Origin of the sequence: Xylanibacter caecicola, from assembly GCF_013166515.1 — a bacterium.
Taxonomy (GTDB): domain Bacteria; phylum Bacteroidota; class Bacteroidia; order Bacteroidales; family Bacteroidaceae; genus Prevotella; species Prevotella caecicola.
This window is the reverse complement of record NZ_JABKKJ010000009.1, coordinates 20,789-42,549: the sequence shown is the minus strand read 5'-3', so window position 1 is coordinate 42,549 and position 21,761 is coordinate 20,789. Positions and strand designations below refer to the sequence as shown.

14 protein-coding genes are annotated in these 21,761 nt (G+C 44.3%); 5 read left to right on the top strand and 9 right to left on the bottom strand.

Annotation, left to right across the window (positions count from 1 at the left end; genetic code table 11):
* Positions 1–59: 59 nt before the first annotated feature.
* A complete protein-coding gene (locus HPS54_RS06930; RefSeq protein WP_172344739.1) occupies positions 60–1,577 on the bottom strand; it encodes a DUF4301 family protein in 1,518 nt (505 codons plus the stop codon).
* 125 nt (positions 1,578–1,702) lie between these two features.
* Between HPS54_RS06930 and HPS54_RS06925 the strand changes: the two genes are divergently transcribed.
* Entirely contained in the window at positions 1,703–3,910 is a 2,208-nt protein-coding gene (locus HPS54_RS06925; RefSeq protein WP_172344738.1) for a RelA/SpoT family protein, read from the top strand.
* Between the two features lie 95 nt (positions 3,911–4,005).
* On the opposite strand, the gene HPS54_RS06920 is transcribed toward HPS54_RS06925, so the two are convergent.
* Positions 4,006–4,602 (bottom strand): Crp/Fnr family transcriptional regulator, encoded by a 597-nt coding sequence (locus HPS54_RS06920; protein WP_172344737.1) that lies wholly within the window; start codon positions 4,600–4,602, stop codon positions 4,006–4,008.
* Between the two features lie 29 nt (positions 4,603–4,631).
* A complete protein-coding gene (gene lepA / locus HPS54_RS06915; protein ID WP_172344736.1) occupies positions 4,632–6,413 on the bottom strand; it encodes a translation elongation factor 4 in 1,782 nt (593 codons plus the stop codon).
* A gap of 239 nt (positions 6,414–6,652) precedes the next feature.
* Between lepA and HPS54_RS06910 the strand changes: the two genes are divergently transcribed.
* Complete coding sequence (locus tag HPS54_RS06910) at positions 6,653–7,045, top strand: hypothetical protein (RefSeq protein WP_172344735.1); 393 nt, start codon at positions 6,653–6,655, stop codon at positions 7,043–7,045.
* A 115-nt stretch (positions 7,046–7,160) separates the two neighbouring features.
* Here the strand turns inward: HPS54_RS06910 and HPS54_RS06905 are convergent, their stop codons facing one another.
* The 5 genes from HPS54_RS06905 to HPS54_RS06885 form a co-directional block, all read right to left on the bottom strand.
* On the bottom strand, positions 7,161–7,412 hold the full coding sequence (locus HPS54_RS06905; protein WP_172344734.1) for a TIGR03905 family TSCPD domain-containing protein: 252 nt from the start codon (positions 7,410–7,412) through the stop codon (positions 7,161–7,163).
* A gap of 217 nt (positions 7,413–7,629) precedes the next feature.
* Entirely contained in the window at positions 7,630–8,358 is a 729-nt protein-coding gene (locus HPS54_RS06900) for a YebC/PmpR family DNA-binding transcriptional regulator (protein ID WP_172344733.1), read from the bottom strand.
* 138 nt (positions 8,359–8,496) lie between these two features.
* The gene (pheT, locus tag HPS54_RS06895; protein ID WP_172344732.1) at positions 8,497–10,959 is read right to left on the bottom strand and encodes a phenylalanine--tRNA ligase subunit beta; all 2,463 of its coding nucleotides are present in this window, start codon (positions 10,957–10,959) and stop codon (positions 8,497–8,499) included.
* A 328-nt stretch (positions 10,960–11,287) separates the two neighbouring features.
* Positions 11,288–12,859, bottom strand: coding sequence for an NAD(P)/FAD-dependent oxidoreductase (locus HPS54_RS06890; protein WP_172344731.1), 1,572 nt, complete (start codon positions 12,857–12,859; stop codon positions 11,288–11,290).
* A gap of 73 nt (positions 12,860–12,932) precedes the next feature.
* Positions 12,933–14,090 (bottom strand): alpha/beta hydrolase family protein, encoded by a 1,158-nt coding sequence (locus tag HPS54_RS06885; protein ID WP_172344730.1) that lies wholly within the window; start codon positions 14,088–14,090, stop codon positions 12,933–12,935.
* Positions 14,091–14,248: 158 nt separating this feature from the next.
* Here HPS54_RS06885 and thrA point away from each other — a divergent pair, with 158 nt between their 5' ends.
* The 3 genes from thrA to thrC are packed head-to-tail and all read left to right on the top strand — an operon-like array spanning position 14,249 to position 19,279.
* Positions 14,249–16,684, top strand: a complete 2,436-nt coding sequence (gene thrA / locus HPS54_RS06880) for a bifunctional aspartate kinase/homoserine dehydrogenase I (protein ID WP_172344729.1) — start codon at positions 14,249–14,251, stop codon at positions 16,682–16,684.
* A 12-nt stretch (positions 16,685–16,696) separates the two neighbouring features.
* Positions 16,697–17,938 (top strand): cofactor-independent phosphoglycerate mutase, encoded by a 1,242-nt coding sequence (locus tag HPS54_RS06875; RefSeq protein WP_172344728.1) that lies wholly within the window; start codon positions 16,697–16,699, stop codon positions 17,936–17,938.
* 39 nt (positions 17,939–17,977) lie between these two features.
* A complete protein-coding gene (gene thrC / locus HPS54_RS06870; protein WP_172344727.1) occupies positions 17,978–19,279 on the top strand; it encodes a threonine synthase in 1,302 nt (433 codons plus the stop codon).
* Between the two features lie 569 nt (positions 19,280–19,848).
* On the opposite strand, the gene HPS54_RS06865 is transcribed toward thrC, so the two are convergent.
* The gene (locus HPS54_RS06865) at positions 19,849–21,096 is read right to left on the bottom strand and encodes a type IX secretion system plug protein (RefSeq protein WP_172344726.1); all 1,248 of its coding nucleotides are present in this window, start codon (positions 21,094–21,096) and stop codon (positions 19,849–19,851) included.
* Between the last annotated feature and the right edge of the window lie 665 nt (positions 21,097–21,761).

Sequence of the window (21,761 nt, the reverse complement as noted above, 5' to 3'; positions counted from 1 at the left end):
GCATGGCTTTTTTATATCTGAACACTTATGCCATGCTTGCCCAAGCATGACACCGGCGATTACTGATGCTGTTCACGAAGAAGGTCGTTAACGGTCTTTACAGGATTAAAAGTGGAAAGAGGCACTTCAACAAACACCGTATTCCAATTGCTCATGGCACCGTTCCACAGTCCGGGAAGTTCGAGGGCTTTCAATTCCTTGCCGTTTTTGCTTTTTGAACTTATAAAGCCTGTTGTCTTGTCTACAAAGTCGGGAAGGTTAAAGGCATTGCCCTTATAGTCTTTGACAGCGCAAACAAGGTCTACGGGATTGAAGTGTGTACCCTCTGTAAACATCTTCATATACTCTGTATTGCTCTTGTCTATCTGACTGCTTTCAAGTATTTGCAGACTTACAGTTCCGTCCTGATTGTAAGTAAGGAACGGACCACCACCCGGTTCACCAACATTCTTCACAACGCCACATACACGCATCGGACGGTTAAGCTTCTGTTTGAGATAGATAACAAGCTCTGCATCTTCCAGTTCCTTTATGTCGTGCTTGCGGCAACACAGGTCGCGCTGTACAAAACGTATAATGTTTTCCAGCTGTTCATGACTGTATGAGCCTGTTTCCAGCAGATTCAGATATTCAAATGCCTGCTTCTGCAGTGTTACAAGTACACCTGCTATAAGCTGCTTGTATGTTACGGTGTCTTCCTTAAGGCTGTCAGGCACTACATTGTCAATGTTCTTTATAAATACGACATCTGCATCTATATCGTTTAAGTTCTGTATCAGCGCTCCATGTCCGCCGGGACGGAATAGTAAAGAGCCGTCTTCGTTACGGAAAGGTGTGTTGTCAGGATTGGCAGCAACGGTATCCGTACTCGGCTTCTGTTCTGAGAAAGATACGTCGTAGCTGATGCCATACTTCTTTTCATATACAGATTTCTTCTCCGACACTTTCTTTTCAAACAGTTCCCTGTGCTCCGGACTTACGGTAAAGTGCATGTTTGCCATTCCCTTGCTGTCTGCATACAACGCTCCTTCTACCAGATGTTCCTCAATGGGAGTGCGTGCACCATCCTTATAACTGTGGAAAAGAAGCAGTCCCTTCGGCAACTGTCCATAGTTAAGTCCGTTGTTTCCAAGCATATTTGCCACAACAGCATTGTAGTTACCTTCTCCTATTAGGGCTTTAATGTCTTTTCCGTTATTGGAAATGCACTTATCGTTCAAGGCGTCGTAAAATGCAAACTTCTCAATATTGTCGAAATACTTTTTCTCAAAGTCCGTTTGCGGTTCGTTATATGGAGCATCAAGAAATGCGAACATGTCCTTGAACATGCGGCTTGCCGCACCACTTGCCGGCACAAACTTTACAATTTTGTGTCCGTCTGCTTTATATTGTTTCCAAGCATCTATGAAAGCGTTGCGCCCGTTGTCGTCGGGAGAGATGATACCCTGCCCTATTCCTGCTGCTGCCTCAAGTTTTAAAAACGGAAAACCGGTCTTGAATTCTTCCAATTGTGTGTTGATTTGCTCCTCTGTTATTCCCTTTTGAGCAATTTGGGATAAATCTTTTGGTGATAACATAAGTATTATAGTATAAAAAGGTTTGTTTAAATCTGTTACAAATATAGCTGTTTTTATTAAAACAAACATCTTTTAGTAAAAAAAATCATACCTTTGTTGCATAAAATCAATTAAATAACGGCTATATGGCAGGCAATTTGTTGTTTACAAAGGAAGAAAGAACCGAACTCATAAACTTATTGAAGACATTGCGTGGTGCAATAATACCAACTGTAACACACGAAGAGGAAAAGAAGATATATAACTGTCTGAAAGCCGCTGCCGACAATAAGGAAATCGTGCGCGACGTTTTCGGAATGAACCCCATACTGTCGAGTTTCAGAACTGCACTCATTGCACACGAAGAGATCGGGCTTAAGCACGACGGCATCATCGCCATCCTTCTTTACACCGGTGTCAGGGACAATATTTCCGCCATAGAGAGAATAAAAGAAGAGTTTGGCGAGAATGTGTCACGCATAATAAAGGGACTTGTAAAGATACAAGAGCTGTATAAGAAAAATCCTGTTATCGAGAGCGAGAATTTCAGGAACCTGCTGCTTTCCTTTGCAGAAGACATGCGCGTTATTCTTATAATGATTGCAGATCGTGTAAATCTTATGAGACAGATACGCGACACCGAGAACCTTGATGCAAAATTCAAGGTCAGCGAGGAAGCAAGTTATTTGTATGCACCCTTAGCACATAAGCTTGGACTATATAAACTTAAGAGCGAGCTTGAAGACCTTAGCCTTAAGTATCTGGAGCATGACGCTTATTATATGATAAAAAACAAGTTGAATGAAACAAAGAAAAGCCGCGACCAATACATACAGAAGTTCATTGCTCCGATTGAGAAAAAACTTACCGACGCAGGACTTAAGTTCCACATGAAGGGCAGGACGAAGAGTATACACAGTATATGGCAGAAGATGAAAAAACAGAAATGCAACTTTGAAGGCATTTTCGACCTCTTCGCCATACGTATAATACTGGATGCTCCGCTCGAACAGGAGAAGATGCAGTGTTGGCAAGTCTTTGCCTTGATAACCAACATGTATGTGCCCAATCATAAACGTATGCGCGACTGGCTTACTGTTCCGAAGTCCAATGGCTACGAGAGTCTGCACATTACCGTCAACGGTCCTGAAGGAAAATGGGTGGAAGTGCAGATCAGAACGGAGCGTATGGACGACGTGGCAGAACGCGGACTGGCGGCACACTGGCGTTATAAAGGGATTAAAGGTGATGCCGGACAGGATGACTGGCTTAACAGCATAAGGTTGGCTTTGGAGAGTAAGGACGACATGCAGGTCATGGACAGGTTTAAAATGGATCTTTATGAGGACGAGATATTTGTATTCACCCCTAAGGGAGATCTCATAAGATTTCCCAAAGGAGCAACTGTTCTCGACTTTGCCTATCACATTCACTCCAATGTAGGGAACTGTTGTGTAGGGGCAAAGATTAACGGTAAAATAGTAACCCTCAGATATGTCCTTAAGAGTGGCGACCAAATAGACATCATAACAGCAAACAACCAGACTCCAAAACAAGACTGGATAAACATAGTAAAGACAAGCCGTGCAAAAGCAAAGATAAGACAGGCATTGAAAGAGACACAGATAAAAGACGGTCTTTATGCAAAAGAGATGCTTGAGAGAAGAATGAAAAACCGTAAGATCGAACTCTCTGAAGCAACAATGTCTCATCTTATAAAAAAACTCGGCTTCAAAGAAACAAAAGATTTCTACAAACAGATTGCAGATGAGACACTGGACATGAATCATGTCATAGACACTTATCTGAAAATACAAAGCAATGACAGCGGTACGCAGGCACAGAATGTGCGCAGTGCAGAAAGTTTCAGTTACGAGGCTCCGATTTCAGACAAGGCTGGCGGACATGAGGATGTACTGATGATAGACCGTAACATGAAGGGATTGGAATATTCTTTGGCAAAATGTTGTCATCCCGTATATGGTGATGATATATTCGGTTTTGTCACCGTAAACGGTGGTATAAAGATACACAAGGTTTCTTGTCCCAATTCACACGAACTTCACAAGCGTTTCGGATATCGTATAGTCAAGGCACGCTGGAGCGGAAAGGGTGTTTCACAATATACTACGATATTGAAAGTTGTCGGTAACGACAACATAGGCATACTTAACAATATCACGAGCATCATATCAAAGGAGGAGAAGATCATGATACGCAGCATCAACGTCGACAGTTCGGACGGCTTGTTCAGCGGTAACATTGTGATAAGCGTGGAAGATATAAACCGACTTGAAAAGCTTATAAAGAAACTGAATACAATCAAGGGCGTAAAACAAATAAGGAGACTGTAAACAGTCTCCTTATTTGTCTTTATAACTATTACCGGCAGATGCACTTCATTTTATAATCTGATTTATAAGAAACTATGCCGTTCAATCCATTTCGGTTATTCCAGTATTGTGGTGGCACGCACACGACTCAGCGTCTCGGGGGTCATTTGCAGATAGCTTGCAATATATACCAACGGTGCACGTAATATCAGTTTGGGAGACATTTTGTACAGACGCAGATACCGGTCTTTTGCCGTTTCAAATCGCACCATGTCTGCATGTATCTGTGATTGTATGAGAGACTCTTCCAAAATCTTTCTGTAAAGAATTTGGATATTCACATTGTGAAGCGCCACTTGTTCAAGCTTAGCCTTCGGCAGGGCGTAGACAATTGCCGGCTCTATTGCTTTTATCTGCAACAGTGTTGGTTCCTCTTTGAACAGGCTTTCTATGCACATCACAATGCTTCCCTCAACAGCCATATGTTCCGTGATGTCCTTGTCTTTCTTGAAGTAGAACTGCCGCACAAGTCCTTTTTCAATATAATATATGTTGCGGCATACTTCCCCCTCACGAAGTATCATCTCTCCTTTGGCAAACCTCATCGGAACAAGAACGCTTTCCAGTATGTCAAGCTCTTCATGGGTCATCGTACTGAATCTGCGTGCAAGCTCACGGGCAATGTCACGTGTAGTGCTAACCGGTTCTTTCATTTCACTTTCCTCCTTTAATATTGTCTGTTTTAATCTAGTTTAAGTACTGCAAGGAAAGCTTTCTGTGGAACTTCAACATTTCCAATCTGTTTCATTCTTTTCTTTCCTTTCTTTTGCTTTTCCAAAAGCTTACGCTTACGGCTTACATCACCGCCATAACACTTTGCCGTGACATCTTTTCTTACACATTTCACTGTCTCACGAGCTACAATCTTAGCCCCTATAGCTGCCTGTATGGCTATATCAAACTGCTGACGCGGTATCAGTTCCTTCAGTTTTTCACACATCCTTCTGCCAAAAGCAACGGCATTGTCCTGATGCGTAAGTGTAGACAACGCATCCACAGGCTCACCGTTCAACAATATGTCGAGCTTTGCAAGTTTTGACGGCTGATAGCTGTCTATATGATAGTCGAACGATGCATATCCTTTGGAGATACTCTTAAGCTTGTCGTAAAAGTCTATTACGATTTCGCCAAGGGGTATCATGAAGTGCAGTTCAACACGGTTGCCGCTGATGTATTCCTGTTTTATCAGCTCGCCACGCTTGTCAAGACACAGTTTCATTATCGGACCTATAAAGTTCGAATCTGTGATAATCGACGCTTTTATATACGGCTCTTCGATGTGGTCTATCATCGTCGTATCCGGCAATCCCGACGGATTATGTACTTCTTTTACACCTCCCTGCTTGTCATATACCATATATGATACATTGGGAACGGTCGTTATTACATCCATATTGAACTCACGGTCAAGACGCTCCTGTACTATCTCCATGTGCAGAAGCCCCAGGAAACCACACCGGAAGCCAAATCCCAATGCAACAGACGACTCCGGTGAGAATGTAAGTGCGGCATCATTGAGCTGTAGTTTCTCCAACGAGGCTCTCAAATTCTCATAATCGGAAGGATCAATGGGATAAACACCGGCAAAGACCATGGGCTTTACCTCTTGAAATCCGGAAATAGCCCTTTCGCAAGGACGTGATATATGTGTGATTGTATCTCCAACTTTCACGTCTTTGCTGTCTTTTATTCCACTGATGATATATCCTACATCTCCGGTCCGCAGCTCATTCCGTGCAATCATATCCATTTTAAGAACTCCAACTTCATCGGCTGTATATTCCATACCCGTATTGAAGAACTTCACTTTGTCCCCTTTTCGTATTGTTCCATTTTCAATCTTGAAATAGGCAATGATGCCACGGAACGGATTGAAGACCGAATCGAAAATCAGAGCCTGTAACGGTGCATCAGGATTTCCTTGCGGATGCGGCACGCGTTCAACCACTGCACGCAGTATATCCTCTACACCTTCACCTGTCTTTCCCGAAGCCCGAAGTATGTCATTGCGGTTACAACCGATAAGTTCCACTATCTCATCTTCCACCTCATCCGGCATGGCAGAAGGCATATCTATCTTGTTTATCACAGGAATTATTTCCAGATCCTGCTCTATTGCCATATACAGGTTGCTGATGGTCTGTGCCTGTACTCCCTGTGTAGCATCCACTACCAGTATGGCACCTTCGCATGCAGCAATGCTTCTCGATACTTCGTATGAAAAATCCACATGCCCCGGAGTATCAATGAGGTTAAGTATATAGTGCTCACCGTCCAGTTCATATTCCATTTGTATGGCATGACTCTTTATTGTTATGCCACGTTCACGTTCGAGATCCATATCATCAAGCATCTGTCCCTCTACTATCTTTATCGTCTTTGTATATTCAAGAAGACGGTCTGCTATAGTAGATTTTCCATGATCTATATGGGCTATTATACAAAAGTTCCTTATATGGTTCATTAGAAATAAAGCTTTTGATTTGCAAATATACGAATAATATTCGATAAAACAAAATAGCGAAGGTCTGACTTTAGTCCGGTTCGTGATGGCAAAGCCGATTTTGTGAGTCACAATATACAAAAAATATGCCATTTTCTCATATTGTGCATTGGCTTTTTAATGGAACATTTCAAAAAAACGGGCTTTTTATTTTGTTTTATACATAGATTGATTAATTTTGCAGGACTGATTTTATGGTTATGAAAAATCTTTATATCATTGTTCTGTCACTCTTTGCACTATGCTCATGTCATGAAAGCATTGAGGAAAGAGCTGCAAGAGAGACATCAGAATTTACAAGAAAGAACTGTCCCGCACCTGTTTCCGAAGGTGTAATAAATGACAGTGTTGTATTTGAAAAGTCCACACAGACAGTGAGTTACTTCTATTCGTTAACTGGGAAGTTGGATACTACTGTAATTAACACATACCAAATGCACGGAGAACTGAAAAAGGCAGTACAGGATTCGCCCTCATTGAGGGCATACAAAGACGCCGGATTTAATTTTTCGTATATATATCATTCAACCAAAAACAAGGGAAAGGTTCTTGCAGAGATAACAATAAGACCGGAAGATTATAAAAAGAAGTGATATTGAGAAATATAAAAACTGATATATGGGAATAAATAAGGCATACTTTTCTGACCTTATATTCTCATATATCTATATTCTTAACACCGTATACACCACTTGGTCAGTCTGTTGTCTACAAACCTTTCTGCTCCAAAGCACGGCACAACTGGTCCGGGCAGCTTGTCCCTTTTGAACCGCACAATATGCCGTCAAGACGTTTTTTCACATCCTCCGGCTTCATTCCGCGTACCAAAGAACATATTCCTTTAAGATTTCCATTGCATCCACCGACGAAACTTACATCATGTATAATTCCGTTTTCATCGATGTCTATGTCTATCCTCTTGCTGCAAGTACCTACAGGTATATACGTTATGTGCTTCACTTTTTTTAATTGATAATTAATAATTTATAATTTATAATTGATGGTGGGATAATATTTATCAAGTAGTTAAACGTTGACAAATCGTTATAAACGACAATAATCAATAATTGATAATTTACAATTGATAATGGTAATCATGCCAAGATTTCGTACATCGACAGATCATAAATTATGAATTATCAATTATCAATTATAAATTATCAATTACCTCCTTGGGTTATTCCTCCGGCTTCATGTTTGTATATACGTTCTGCACGTCGTCGAACTCCTCAAGGCGCTCAACCATTTTGTCTATCACGGCACGAACCTCTGCATCAACATCCTTCAAGTCATTGGGAATATATGTAAATTCACCGCCTATATCCTCAAATCCCTGCTCTTCGAGAAAATGTTGTATCTGCGAATAACTCTTCGGATCGCCGTAAATGGTTATCGTTCCCTCTTCAGTGTCCTCGTCAAACTCATCCTCTACGTTAAGGTCGATAAGCTCCAGCACAAGGTCATCCATGTCGGTTCCGTCCTTTTTCTTAAATGTGAAAACACATTTATGGTCAAAAAGATAGGCCAATGAACCTGTTGTTCCAAGCGTACCGTTAAACTTGTTGAATACTGAACGGACATCTCCCACCGTACGTGTCGTGTTGTCGGTCAGCGTGTCTACAAACACTGCAATGCCATGAGATCCGTATCCTTCGTAGGTAACTTCCTTATAATCGCTCTGATCTTTGCCCATGGCGTTCTTTATTGCACGCTCGATGTTATCCTTCGGCATGTTTTCACGCTTACAAGTTGCTATGACAGAACGCAGCGCCGGATTGTTCTCGGGTTCCGGACCGCCGGCTTTTACAGCTATGGCAATCTGCTTGCCAAGGCGTGTAAACGTCTTTGCCATGTGTCCCCATCTCTTTAGTTTGGATGCTTTACGATACTCAAATGCTCTTCCCATTGAAGTAAAATTTTTTATTATTGTTTTATCATGTTAAATATCAGAAATCTCAGACTGTAATTCATGTAAACCGGACACCGTACCGTTATGCTCCTTACATTCGGCTCCTAAGGCACGGCATCCTCTGTAATACACGTTTTATCTAAGTTCTGCACCAAGCTTACCCTTGATATTATTGATAAGCTTATTCATTACTGTGTCTATTTGTTTGTCGTTAAGTGTCTTTCCCTCATCCTGAAGTATGAAGTTGACAGCATAACTCTTCTTCCCCTCGGGCAGGTTCTTGCCTTCATAGACATCAAACAGCTCGACACACTTCAAGAGCTTTTTCTCTGTCTGATATGCAATCTGTTCTATCTGTGCAAAATCCACGCTCTTGTCTATAAGCAAAGCCAAGTCACGGCTTACAGGAGGATATTTGCTTATTTCCTTATAGCCAACCTTGTTCTTCCTTACAGCCTTGGCAAGTGCAGTCCAGTTCAGGTCTGCGTAATACACGGAACCGTCTATTCCCGAAGCTTTTAGCAAGTTTTTGCTTATCACACCCATCTCAACAAGTAGCTTTCCGCCTCTGTTCTCTATGGCAATACCTTTCGAGAAGATGTTATTGTCGCTGTTGTGCATCAATACGGTGCCGCTGTTCAGTCCTATACGGCGCAGTATATTCTCCACGTATGCCTTGAGTTCATAGAACGAAGAGTCCTCATCGGGGTGTGCCCAGCTGCCTTTGACACGCTTTCCCGTAACCCACAATCCGAGGTGGCATTCCTCTTTATATGCGGACATGGGTGCGTCGGCATTATGTTTTTCCTTTGAAAAGTGGTATACATTTCCAAACTCGAAGAAACGAAGGTCTGGGTTCTTACGGTTGGCATTGTGTGCAATGCTCTCCAAACCGCCGAAGAGCAATGACTGACGCATGACATTAAGATCCGAACTCAGAGGGTTCATTATCCTTACACAGTTCTCCGCTGCATAACTGTCAAGCCCTTCGTAGTAGGCAGATTTGGTAAGAGAGTTGTTTAATATCTCGTTGAAGCCGCAGCCTACAAGCTGTTCACTTACAATCTCTTCCAACTTGTGTTTTTTGTCCTCATCTCCTTTTACGACAAGAGAACTTTTAAGCTGTGTCGGAATTTCAACATTGTTATATCCATACACACGGAGAATATCTTCAACAACGTCGCAAGGTCTCTGTACATCCACACGGTAGGGAGGGACACTGAGGCTCAATCCTGCCTCGCTTTCCGCATCTATCTTCATTTCCAGACTCTGTACTATGCTCTTTACTGTATCTGCAGGTATGTTCTTGCCTGTCAAGCGGTTTACATAGTCATACTCCAGCTCTACTTTAAAGTCGCATATCGGCTCCGGATATACATCCTTTATCTCCATGGATATCTTGCCGCCGGCAAGTTCCTTGCATAGAAGAGCAGCCTGTTTCAACGCATAAATAACTCCGTTAGGGTCTATTCCACGCTCAAAACGGAACGAAGCGTCTGTGCTCAGTCCGTGACGGCGTGCACTCTTGCGTATCCATGTGGGATGGAAATAGGCACTCTCCAATACCACGTTGCATGTGGTGTCGTATGTGCCGCTGCCCTTTCCGCCGAACACACCGGCAATACACATCGGTTCATCAGTGTTGCAAATGGCAAGATCTCGTTCGCTCAACTTATGTTCTTCACCGTCAAGCGTAACAAAAGGCGTACCTTCAGGCATTGTCTTCACGATGATATGATGCCCCTTGACCATGTCTGCATCGAAGCAGTGCAACGGCTGTCCGTATGCCATCATTACATAGTTTGTGATGTCCACTATGTTGTTTATCGGGCGCAATCCTATCACACGCAATTTGTTCTGCAACCATTCCGGACTCTCTTTCACGTCACATCCCGACACACTGACGCAGGCATAGCGACGGCAAGCCTCCGTGTTCTCTATCGTAACGTCTATGGGCATGTCCGTGTTGTCGGCGGCAAAAGCCTCGTCAGACGGGCGGTGCAGCGATGTCTTGTAGCCGTTCTGTAAAAGCCAGGCATACAAATCACGTGCGACACCCCAATGTGAGAGGGCGTCGGCACGGTTTGCCGTGATGTCTACTTCTATTAGCCAGTCGCTTTCAAGATTATAGTATTCGGCGGCAGGCTGACCTACCGGTGCGTCTTCCGGCAGAACAATTATACCTTCATGACTGTTGCCCACTCCTATTTCATCCTCCGCACAAATCATGCCGTAGCTTTCCACGCCGCGGAGTTTTGACTTCTTGATTACAAATTCCTTGTCGCCGTCATACAGCACACAGCCTATGTCTGCCACAATGACTTTCTGTCCGGCAGCCACATTGGGTGCTCCGCAGACAATCTGCGACGGGGTTTCACGTCCGAGATCCACCGTTGTAACATGCAGGTGATCCGAGTCGGGATGTACTTCGCACGTAAGCACTTTGCCTACATAAAGTCCCTTAAGTCCGCCCTTGATACTTTGGACTTCTTCAAGTGCATCGACTTCCAGTCCTTCCGAGGTGAGAGCATCGCACACTTCCTGCGGAGTAAGCTCAAAATCGACATACTCTTTTAACCATTTATAAGATATATTCATTGCAATGAACTTTTATACAATTTTTAATTCGGACGCAAAAGTACTAATTTTTGGTCATTTGAACAAACGTTTACTGTAAAAATATAAGGGCGCATACACCTTATTATATAGGATGAAAAACACCATATAGAGTGCACGTATCACCACCCTTCCGCCCCTGTTGAGTACGGTCTTTGACTAACACAAAAAGACATGATAATGAAAGATGTGACCTTTTGCCTTCAAAAAGCTATGCTTTAAGGGTGCTAAAGCTATGCTTTTCGAGTGCTAAAGCATAGCTTTTTGAAGGCAAAAGGTATTCGTTTGATTATCAACAAGTTACAAGAGCCTATTTTATACGCCCGATATACAGTGCCGCAGCCTCTGCACAACGCTCTCCGTCCACGCCTGCCGAGACTATTCCACCGGCATATCCGGCACCTTCGCCGCAAGGAAAAAGCCCGCCTATGCGCACATGTTGCAGGGTGTCATTGTCGCGAAGAATACGCACGGGCGATGATGTGCGTGTCTCCACGGCTATGAGTACGGCATCGTTTGTGAGAAATCCGTGGCTCATGGAGCCGAACTTCTTGAAACCTTGCTGCAGTCTTTTCGACACGGAGGGCGGAAGCCAGAAGTGCAGCGGACTGGAAATAAGTCCCGGTGCATACGAGCTTTTAGGCAGGTCGTAGCTCAGACGGCCGTTTACAAAGTCTGCCATACGCTGCGCCGGTGCAGTCTGTTTCATATTGCCCTGCTGCCAACAGTCGTTCTCAAGACGCTCCTGAAAGTCAAGCATCCGCAACACGTCATCTCCCGGAACGTCCTCGGGGCGCATCTCTACAACCATGCCGCTGTTGGACCACTGCGTGCCTCTGTTACTCGGACTCATTCCGTTGACGACTATCTGTCGCGGACCTGTGGCGGCAGGAATGACAAATCCGCCGGGACACATGCAGAACGAATACACTCCACGACCGTCCGCCTGTGTCACAAAACTGTATTCTGCCGCAGGCAACCAGCGCCCCCTGCCCTCCTTGTTGTGATACTGTATGCTGTCTATCAGCTTTGCCGGATGCTCAAGACGCACGCCTACGGCAATGCCCTTTGCCTCCATTTCAACATCCGAACCGTGCAGATAGCGGTAGACATCGCGCGCCGAGTGACCGGTGGCAAGTATCACCGGACCACGGAATACAATGTTTTCTCCGGTCTTTACATCCGATGCTTCCACGCCAACGACACTGTCTCCGTCGAACACAAGGGCTGTCATTTTAGTCATGAAATGCACCTCTCCGCCACATTTCAGTATGGTGTTGCGCATGTTTTCTATCACTCCGGGTAACTTGTCCGTTCCTATATGCGGGTGGGCATCGGACAAAATAGATACCGATGCCCCGTGCAGACAGAACACATTAAGTATCTTTTCTATGCTTCCGCGCTTTTTCGAACGTGTGTAGAGCTTGCCATCCGAATAGGCACCGGCGCCACCCTCGCCAAAACAATAGTTGCTCTCGGCGTCGACACGCTGTGTCTTCGTTATGGCGGAAAGGTCTCTCTTGCGCTCGTGCACATTCTTTCCACGTTCAAGGACAATGGGACGCAGACCAAGTTCGATGAGTTTGAGGGATGCAAAAAGCCCGCCAGGGCCGGCGCCGACGACAACCACGGACGGAGCAGCCGACACGTCGCCATATTTCACATGGGTGTATTCTTCATCCTGCGGCTCTTCGTTTACATACACTCTCACCTTAAGATTGATATATATGGTGCGCTGTCTGGCATCTATACTGCGCCTGAGCACACGGACATGCTTTATGGTACGGGCATCTATGCCTTTTTCTCTTGCTATAAACTCACGCATGGAAGCCTCGTTAGCTGCCTGCTGCGGAAGCATGCGCATCTGATATTCGTTGATCATTTTACTATTCTATTGTTTGCTCTTTTCAATTATATTCTATGTCCGGAAAATCAGTTAGGTCGGTAATGACAGTTCATTTCAGGTGCTTGTCAAAAAAGTCCAACACCGAATCCTGCACTTTCGGAGGGCACTCATGCGTCATGTCCCATATCTCGGTTGTCAGGTTCTCGTCCGCTCCCCGGCTTTTCCATACGTCGTGCATTATGTCAAACGCTTTCTTTACTCCCGGCACGGGGAAAAGCTTGTCCTTGTCTCCGTTGATGAAAAGCATAGGTTTCGGACATGCCATACTTGCAATGTGAGGATAGTCAAGATACTGTCTCAATCCCGGAATGCAGTTGGCAAACCCACCGTTCTCCTTGCGTCCGTACTTCCATGTCATCTGTACGTTTGTCGTTATCATCCAGCATACCGATGCTCCAGCCTTGATTTTGTCGGACAAGGCAGACAACATCCATGAGCGGTATGCCCCCATGGAACATCCGGCACATCCTATACGGTCGCCGTCAACGAAAGGAAGCGTGGCGAGAAAGTCGGTTCCGGCAATGTCGTCGTATGTCATAAAGGCACTGAGATTGCGTCCCAACATCATCATGTTGCCGGCGATGATGTCGTATTTCTTGCGGTCCACACCCTCGGCACGCCCTCGTTCTCCCCACAAGGGAGCGTCCGCAGAGAACACCACATAGCCGTGACGGGCAAGGAAGTCGCCCATATACCTGCCGCCGTAGACAACATCCTGCCACTTGTCGGCATCGGCTATCACTACGGAATCTTCGTCGAATGGCTTTATCATCTTCTCCTTTCCTATGAACAGATGCGCCCCGTGGTCGTGAAGAAGGTTAATGGCTGGGAACGGTCCTTTGCCGTCAGGCACGAGAATATATGCACGGACATTGTACCAGGCGGACAACGGGAATTCTACTTTCAATGCCTTGTATCCGTCGCGTTGTTCCTCTGCAATGACCTTATAGCTGTATGAAGAAGCGGCACGCGGCGGTGTCATCATACATTCAAAAACCTTTTTGCGGGCAGATGCGCGCCATTTGTCAAAGTCGGTCTCACTACTGTTGCCCCATGCCATGGGATATGTCAGTTCATCATGTATACTGTCCACATATACGGGAATATCCTTGTAATACTCGTAACGGGGGCGTTTTTGCGAGAAAACAGCTGTTGCAGATATGTACAGGCAGGCTGTAAGCAACAGATTTCGTAGTGTTCTATTCATAATAAAAACGGTGATTTTAATTACATTTTGCTGCAAAATTAGCAAATAATCGTATAACATTGTTTGTCGGAAGGATTTTTCTTGCTATTTTTGCACAATATAAATACAAGGACACACATCCCTGTTTGTTTCGGGGAGTCCGCAAATTTACGTACATAATGAAAGTTTTAAAGTTTGGCGGAACATCCGTAGGTTCCGTAAAAAGCATCAGATGCTTAAAGAAAATTGTAGAAAAAGAGGCTAAACACCAGCCTGTAGTGGTGGTTGTAAGTGCACTTGGAGGCATAACCGACAAACTTATCGAGACATCAAGGCTTGCACGCCGTGGAGACGGACGTTACAGAAGCGAGTTCGATGCAATGGTTATGCGTCACCACAGGATGATAGACACGATCATCACCGACCCAAAAAAGCGTGAAGACTTATTCAGAACCGTAGACTCGCTCTTCGAACAATTGAAGAGCATATACTTTGGTGTGTATCTTATTCGCGACCTGAGCGAGAAGACACAGGATGCCATATTGAGCTATGGAGAACGCCTCAGTTCAAGCATAGTGGCGGAACTGATAAAGAACGCTAAGCTGTTCGATGCAATGTCGTTCATAAAGACAACACGCAAGAACGGCAGTCACGTGCTTGACAGTGAGCTTACAGGGCGTCTTGTGCGTGAGGCTTTTGAGGAAATGCCACGCATATCGGTGGTTCCGGGATTTATCGGCAGAGACAATGTGACTGATGAAATAACCAATTTGGGGCGCGGTGGAAGCGATTATACGGCGGCTATAATTGCGGCAGCACTTGATGCGGAGGTATTGGAGATATGGACGGATGTCGACGGATTTATGACTGCGGACCCGCGTGTGATACCTTCGGCATACACTATAAACGAGCTTAGCTATATAGAGGCGATGGAGCTTTGCAACTTCGGAGCCAAGGTGATATATCCTCCTACCATATATCCCGTCTGTGTGAAGAATATCCCTATAAGGGTAAAGAACACGTTCAATTCTTATCACAGCGGAACCATAATAAAGAAAAGCGTTGAAAACGACAGCAAGCCCATTAAGGGTATATCGAGCATAAACGATACAACGCTGATAACAGTGACGGGACTTTCCATGGTGGGAGTTATCGGTGTGAACAGACGAATATTCACAGCACTGGCGGAAAACGGAATATCTGTTTTCATGGTGAGCCAGGCTTCGTCAGAGAACTCTACGTCTATCGGAGTGAAAGACTCTGATGCCGATGCGGCGGTGAACGTGCTGAACAATGAGTTCTGCAAGGAAATAGAAACGGGAGCCATGTTTCCCATGCATGCGGAAAGCGGTCTGGCGACAATTGCCATTGTGGGCGAGAACATGAAACACACACCGGGCATAGCCGGAAAACTGTTCGGAACGCTCGGAAGAAGCGGCATAAGCGTCATTGCATGTGCGCAAGGTGCATCGGAAACGAACATTTCGTTTGTGGTGGAAAAAGAGTTTCTGCGCAAATCGCTTAATGTGCTTCACGACTCATTCTTCCTTTCAGAGTATAATGTCCTTAACCTTTTTATCTGCGGAGTGGGTACTGTCGGCAGCAAACTGATAGAACAGATAAAGGCACAGCATGACGAACTGAAGCAGAACAGGCGTCTGAAACTGAACGTTGTGGGAATTGCAAGCAGTCATAATGCCATATTCAACCGCGACGGAATAGACCTTGACAACTACAGGAAACAACTGAAAGAGTCTGAAACAAGCAACCTTGCAATGCTGCGAAACGAAATTCTCGGCATGAACATATTCAACAGCGTATTTGTGGATTGCACTGCAAGCAAGGATGTTGCATCGCTGTACAAAGTCTTTATAGAAAATAACATTTCTGTAATTGCAGCCAACAAGATAGCGGCATCGTCGGATTATAACAGTTATATTTCACTGAAACAGACGGCACTTGCACGCGGCGTGAAATTCAGATTTGAGACAAACGTAGGTGCAGGTCTGCCTATCATCGGGACAATAAACGACCTTCGTAACTCAGGGGACAAAATATTGAAGATTGAAGCCGTACTGAGCGGTACGCTTAACTTCATATTCAACGAACTGTCGGATGATGTGCCGTTCTCCGAAACCGTAAGGCGTGCGAAGGAACAGGGATACAGCGAGCCGGATCCGAGGATAGATTTGAGCGGTACGGACGTTGTGCGGAAACTTGTGATACTTACACGCGAGGCGGGCTACAAGATAGAAAAGGAGGATGTGGAAAAGCGTCTTTTCGTTCCTGAAGAGTATTTCAACGGCAGTATTAACGACTTTTGGGAACGTCTGCCTTTGCTTGACAGCGATTTTGAAAGACGCCGCAAAGAGCTTGAAAATGAAGGTAAACGCTGGCGGTTTGTTGCAAGAATGGAAAACGGAAAGACTGATGTTTCGCTACAGGCAGTAGGCAAGGAGCATCCATTCTACAATCTTGAAGGCTCGAACAACATTGTAATGCTTACAACAGAACGATATAAAGAATATCCCATGCTTATACAGGGCTATGGAGCCGGTGCAAGTGTCACGGCGGCAGGAGTGTTTGCCAATATAATGTCTGTTGCGAATATTTAAAGGGAGAGGCACATGAAGCACATTATTATATTAGGAGACGGTATGGCAGATCACCATGTCGGACGGCTTGGTGGAAAGACTTTGCTGCAACATGTTGAAACTCCTTACATGGATACATTGGCACGTGAGGGAAGAACAGGGAAGCTTGTAACCATTCCGGACAACTTTCATCCCGGGTCGGAAGTGGCAAATACCGCTATCTTGGGATATGACCTTAACAAGGTTTATGAAGGGCGCGGACCTCTCGAGGCTGTTTCCATAGGGTATGAAATGCAAGAAGAGGACTTGGCATTGAGATGTAATATCATCACTCTTGCCGACGGTAAGATCATCAATCATCACGGTGGACATCTGAAAACGGAAGAAGGCGACATACTGATACATTATCTTGACAATCGTCTTGGAAATGAGAAGATACGTTTTATAACAGGAACACAATACAGGCATCTGCTGATAGTAAAAGGGGGAAGCAAGCATATAGAGTGTGCCCCACCCCATGATCATCCGGAAGAGCAATGGAAAGGTTTGCTGGTAAAACCGGAAAAGGGTTGGGAAGACCGTTGTGAGGAAGGGCGCATGAGCGCATCGGAAACGGCGGAACTGCTTAATGAACTTATATTTAAATCGCAAGAGCTGTTGGCACAGCATCCTTTTAATATTGAAAGAAAGGCTGAAGGAAAGGATATGGCAAACAGTATATGGCCCTGGGGTGGCGGATATCGTCCGCAAATGGAGCCTATAGCAGACAAATATACAAAGGTAAAGACTGGGTCGGTGATATCGGCAGTGGATCTGATACGTGGTATCGGGCACTATGCGGGATTAAAGATTATCAAGGTAGACGGGGCAACCGGACTTGCAAATACCAACTATGAAGGAAAGGCGGAAGCTGCGATTGAGGCTCTGAAGTCTGATGATTTCGTGTTTCTTCACATAGAGGCAAGTGATGAAGCCGGGCATGACGGTGACCTTGAACTTAAAATGCAGACAATAAGAAACCTTGACAGCAAGATTGTGGGTTCTATATATAATAAGGTGAAAACATGGGATGAGCCGGTGTGCATCGCCCTCCTGCCCGACCATCCCACACCCGTTGAAATACGTACGCACGTCAAGGAGCCGGTTCCGTTTGCAATATGGCATCCGAATATAGAGCCGGACGGTGTATGTATTTTTGATGAGGAGAGTTGCGAGAAGGGTTCATACGGAATGCTTTATATGGAACAATTCATGAACGAATTTATGAAGTTTTGAATGCTTCCGCTTATTTTTCAATTATAAAAAACAAATCAAATGAGATATTATAGCACAAACAACCGAGCTTCTTCCGTATCTTTGCATGAAGCTGTTGTAAAAGGGCTGGCATCGGACAGAGGACTGTTCATGCCGGAAAAGATAAAGACATTGCCGAAAGAGTTTTTTGACAACATCGACAAGATGTCATTTCATGAAATTGCATGTACCGTGGCTGACGCTTTCTTTGGTGAAGATGTGGAGGAAGAGGCTCTGAAAGACATTGTATGTGATACGCTTTCGTTCGACTGTCCGGTGATGAAAGTTACGGACAGCATATATTCTCTCGAGCTTTTTCATGGACCTACATTGGCTTTCAAAGATGTTGGGGCACGGTTTATGGCACGCCTTCTCGGTTATTTCATAGAAAGTGAACGTAAAGAGACGGTAAACGTTCTTGTTGCAACAAGCGGTGACACCGGCTCGGCCGTAGCAAACGGTTTCCTCGGTGTGGAGGGAATACATGTGTATGTGCTGTATCCGAAGGGAAAAGTAAGCAGAATACAGGAAAGTCAGTTTACTACTCTCGGACAGAACATAACGGCTGTCGAGATAGACGGTGTGTTTGATGATTGCCAGGCACTGGTTAAAAACGCATTTATGGATGAAGAATTGAACAGGCACATGAAACTTACGTCTGCCAACTCCATAAATGTCGCGCGTTTCCTTCCACAAGCGTTCTATTACTTCAATGCCTACGCACGCATGAAGGAAAGAAATGCGGCAGACAACATGGTGGTATGCGTTCCGAGCGGTAACTTCGGCAACATCACAGCGGCTTTGTTCGGACAGGAAATGGGCTTGCCGATAAAACGTTTCATTGCGGCAAACAATGCCAATGACATATTCTACAAGTACCTGCAGACAGGCAACTATGAACCAAAACCAAGTGTTCAGACCATTGCAAATGCCATGGATGTGGGCGATCCAAGTAATTTTGCGCGCATAATGGATTTGTACAGCAACGATTACGATACGATAAAAGGGCGCATCAACGGTGCTTCGTTCTCTGATGATGAAATAAAAGAGACAATGAAACAGTGCTTCGATGATAATAAATACATTCTCGATCCGCACGGAGCATGTGGATATCTGGCACTAAAGAATGAGTTGAAAGCCGGAGAAACAGGCGTCTTCTGCGAAACGGCACATCCTGCAAAGTTCAAAGAGACAGTGGAAGAAGCCATAAACAGTCATGTTGAAATACCGGAACGCCTTGCCGAGTTTATGAAAGGAACCAAACAAAGTGTGGGACTCTATAAGGAATTCAAATCATTCAAGGCATTTTTAATGTCACGGTAGCCAAAGTCAGAAGAAGCAATCATCCGCGTTGTAGGAACTTTACCTTTGCGTATAAAAGTAAAGGTAAAGTCCCTACAACGCGAATTATAGCTTATTTTGATACACCATCGGCATCCCCCATTTTAGTATAGCGATTCAAAAGCATACACTTCATTTTAGCTTCTGCCAACCTGTTTTCTCCCTTACGTGCGGACATAAATTACTATCGTTGCAACAAGTCACTGTGAACAATGCTTCTATTGTCGGTATTTTGTTTTTTCTTGCCTTATATTTATGTTTTCATTGAGACATTAATAATTGAAGTCATCTCATTGTCATTTTGAGCCATATTTATTTCCTAAGTAAAAACATATAGCCAATATGATGATAAGTCCTATTAAAAACACCGGACCGGAAACAGAAACCGCTATAAATAAACAAAATAAGAAGAAAATGATCAATGCTGCTATCATAATGTATTGAATTAGAGTTGAATTTGTTAATGAAGTGATTTAAACTAATTTCAGACTGTTAAAATATCCTTTTTGTACAATGCTGTCCGCATTATAAAAACATTCCGGAAACAGCCACTATCTTGTCTGTATCTGCTGATACCCCACAAGACGGTCGGTACGCTCACCTGTTCCTCTGAAATATACAAGCGCCTGATACTTGTTCTCCGTCTGATAGAAGTTGCCCTCCTCAGGCATTACACGCGCAACCCCGTCGCTTCCCACAAGAAGATACTGATAAGAATAATATCCCTGTTTCTGCATGACCACGGCTTTATAGCACTGTTCCGCGTCGTCATACTCCATTTTGTATTCCGGTATGAAACGGTTGTTTGTCCATACGCCGCTAATGTACACATCACCGTCATAACGTTTCGGACATTTCAGAATATAATGTACGAAAACATATTCGGACGTGCGGTTGTTCTCCACATTATCGCTGTTTCTTATATAAAAGGCTCCGTCTGCATCCTCATCATAAACATAATTGGGACGCGGCTCATCGGCGAACGGATACACGTGATAGTTCCTGCCGTCCCAGCGTATGAAGTCTATGCCCATTGTCGGATGCGACACGTCCAGTATCTCATATTTATGATACTCGTTGCCAGCCTCAAAGATAAGATCCCTGTTGTGCTGCCACCTCAGTCCCTTTGCCATTATATACTGCGGCTGTGTGTTTATCCGGGCATTATCCCACCTGAAGTTCTGCATCACCACTGTCTTTATCTGCGTGGCGGGATTTGTAACATTTATACCGTGATAGTCAGCCTGCATAGACACCTGCTGATGAGACTTGTTAACATCCACATCCGTGTTCGACGATACACTCATGCTTACGCCCACCAACGGTTCCACCACCATAAAACATGCAGAAAACATCGGGCGGTTTGCATCGTTCTCATTGTATACGGTCAGCCTGTAATTGCCGCTCATCTTCAGACGACATCTTTCATTGGGAATCTGCAGCGAATAATGCGTGTACAACACATTGGTATTTACGGACTCTTCACTGTCGTCTATAGTATTTCCTTCATAAAAGCCCGATATATAATCGGCGGGAAACAGGGCATCAGAGACAGACCAGTCTGCCTCGCAGTGCTCTATGGCGTAGGTATATCTGTGATACGTATGTGTAAGGTCATCAAAACTGATGTTTATCACGTCCTTAGGATTATTACTGCCAAGCCTCACCACCGGCAGTGACAGCCGGTCGACGCCCGCCACGACTTGAAGCGACGCTATACGACTGTCATAAATCTCATTACGCTGTGCATATCCGCTCACAGCATATATATATATTAATAAGGTGAAAAGCTTTCTCATATATACATAACGCAGGAAGGATTGATAAATTGTAAAAACATGCGGGGCAAAAGATTGGCATGGGAGCTGTTGAAACAAGAATTGATATCAGATAAAGTGAGACAAAGATATTTTCTGTTTTTATTTTGGCTATATAAAAATAAATACTTAATTTTGTGTCTATAAAATCCAGTTAGCCTTGAAATAGGGCATGTGGGTTTATAACAATGTCCAATATTACAGGCATTGTTTACAAGGAACTTTAAGTTCCAATACATCGATGGTTCTGATGACAACGCAAACATCTCGTGAAGATGTATCCGGCAGCATCAGAGGAATGGCGTTACGAACGTCTTATCTTCAGGTTTCGGAAATCTGGTAAATTAACGAATACTGCTTGAAGAAGATGCAATCGGACGTCTGCGTGGGTGATTTTCACTGATCACGAATATTATCAATAGCATATCCGGATTTTTGTCTGGAATGAAGATTGTGGTATGTCGTTGTTCCATGTATTAATCTCCCGGCGTGGGCTAACTGGTTGCTTATCTCTGCAGTATAGGTTTACCAGAGCCTCGGAACCGGGATAAGCAGGAGTACAGAATACCCGCGCCGTTTCTTTTTTTATAAATCCTATATAAAAAACAAAAAGTCAAATCTCGGGTGTTCTATAGACTGTAAATACA

Coding starts and splice junctions, on each gene's coding strand:
- HPS54_RS06930 (WP_172344739.1), bottom strand. CDS start 1,577: ATGTTATCACCAAAAGATTTATCCCAAATTGCTCAAAAGGGAATAACA.
- HPS54_RS06885 (WP_172344730.1), bottom strand. CDS start 14,090: ATGAATAGAACACTACGAAATCTGTTGCTTACAGCCTGCCTGTACATA.
- lepA (WP_172344736.1), bottom strand. CDS start 6,413: ATGAACCATATAAGGAACTTTTGTATAATAGCCCATATAGATCATGGA.
- thrC (WP_172344727.1), top strand. CDS start 17,978: ATGAGATATTATAGCACAAACAACCGAGCTTCTTCCGTATCTTTGCAT.
- pheT (WP_172344732.1), bottom strand. CDS start 10,959: ATGAATATATCTTATAAATGGTTAAAAGAGTATGTCGATTTTGAGCTT.
- HPS54_RS06865 (WP_172344726.1), bottom strand. CDS start 21,096: ATGAGAAAGCTTTTCACCTTATTAATATATATATATGCTGTGAGCGGA.
- HPS54_RS06925 (WP_172344738.1), top strand. CDS start 1,703: ATGGCAGGCAATTTGTTGTTTACAAAGGAAGAAAGAACCGAACTCATA.
- HPS54_RS06900 (WP_172344733.1), bottom strand. CDS start 8,358: ATGGGAAGAGCATTTGAGTATCGTAAAGCATCCAAACTAAAGAGATGG.
- HPS54_RS06875 (WP_172344728.1), top strand. CDS start 16,697: ATGAAGCACATTATTATATTAGGAGACGGTATGGCAGATCACCATGTC.
- HPS54_RS06890 (WP_172344731.1), bottom strand. CDS start 12,859: ATGATCAACGAATATCAGATGCGCATGCTTCCGCAGCAGGCAGCTAAC.
- HPS54_RS06910 (WP_172344735.1), top strand. CDS start 6,653: ATGAAAAATCTTTATATCATTGTTCTGTCACTCTTTGCACTATGCTCA.
- thrA (WP_172344729.1), top strand. CDS start 14,249: ATGAAAGTTTTAAAGTTTGGCGGAACATCCGTAGGTTCCGTAAAAAGC.
- HPS54_RS06920 (WP_172344737.1), bottom strand. CDS start 4,602: ATGAAAGAACCGGTTAGCACTACACGTGACATTGCCCGTGAGCTTGCA.